This is a genomic window from Caulobacter sp. HMWF025, assembly GCF_003060965.1.
In the GTDB taxonomy this organism is placed as follows: domain Bacteria; phylum Pseudomonadota; class Alphaproteobacteria; order Caulobacterales; family Caulobacteraceae; genus Caulobacter.
In genome coordinates this window covers 1-1,333 of the sequence record NZ_QAII01000166.1, presented here as the reverse complement: position 1 = coordinate 1,333, position 1,333 = coordinate 1, and the positions used below count along the sequence as shown (strand labels likewise).

Below are 1,333 nucleotides of genomic sequence, written 5' to 3'. Positions count from 1 at the left end.
GACGATGTACTGGTCGGCGGCGATACCTTCTTTGTCTCCAGTGGCCGTTTTGACGGAGCCTACCAGGGCTATGACGAACTGCTCGACGGGGGCGCGGGCTTCGATGTCGTCGACTATCGCGGCCATATCGGACTGTCGTCCTATCTGGATCCGGATCTGGGCCTGGTGCAGACGGAGACGGGGGTTACCGTCAATCTGTCGTTGCACGGCGCGCAGGCGACCGGCAGCGGTATCGACGTGCTGGTCGATATCGAGGGGGTCTGGGGCTCGGCCTATGCCGATCTGCTGACCGGCAATGGCGATGCCAACCTGCTGGCCGGGTTTGGTGGCGCGGATACGCTGAAGGGCGGCGCCGGCGACGACACCCTGGCCGGTGGAGCCGGGGATGACCTCTTGGAAGGGGGCGGCGGGTTCGACACCGCGTCCTATGCCGCCGCCGCCGCCGGGGTCACCGTCAGCCTCGCCCTGGCCGGGCCACAGAATACCGTGGGCGACGGGATCGACCGTCTGCAGTCGATCGAGGCGATCCTCGGCTCGGCCCATGCCGACAGCCTGACCGGCAGTGCGTCTCAGGATTTGCTGTCGGGCGGCGGCGGGGCCGACACCCTCGACGGAGGGCCGGGACGCGACACCCTGGCAGGCGGGTTTGGCGATGATCTCTATCGCCTCGACAACAGTCTGGACGTTATCGTCGAGGGCTTCGGCGGCGGCACCGACACCGCCGTGACCTCGGCCAATTACGGCCTCGCCGAAGGCGTCTCGATCGAGGTCCTGAAAGCGGCGACGGGCACGGCGGCGCTCAACCTGACGGGCAACGCCTATGCCCAGACCCTGATCGGTAACGCAGGGATCAATACGCTCGACGGCAAGACCGGTGCCGACACGATGATCGGCGGCCAGGGCAACGACACCTATTTCGCCGACAGCGCCGCTGACGTGATCACCGAACTGGCCGGGGAAGGCTTCGACACCGTCAGGACCACGGCCCCGGTCTATCGACTTGCAGCCAATCTCGAGGTCCTGACCTTTGCCGGCTCCGGCGGGTTCCGGGGGACAGGCAATGATCTGGCCAATGTCATCACCGGCGGCGCGGGGATTGATTTGCTGGACGGCGGTCTGGGTGCCGACCGTCTGATCGGCGGCCAGGGCAATGACACCTACATCGTCGACAACCTGGGGGACGTGATTGTCGAGAACGCCGGCGAGGGGCTGGATCTCGTGCGCACGGCCATCGCCAGTTTTGCACTGGGCGCCAATATCGAGAACCTGACCTATACCGGTTCGGGGGCGTTCCAGGGGTTCGGCAACGGCCTGGCCAATGTCATCACCGGGG

General features: G+C 66.2%; 1 protein-coding gene. It reads left to right on the top strand.

All coding sequences use genetic code 11. The features are described 5' to 3' along the window. Nucleotides 1–1,333 (top strand): calcium-binding protein (locus DBR10_RS17730; protein ID WP_272482613.1); only part of this gene is annotated, 1,333 nt, incomplete at both ends.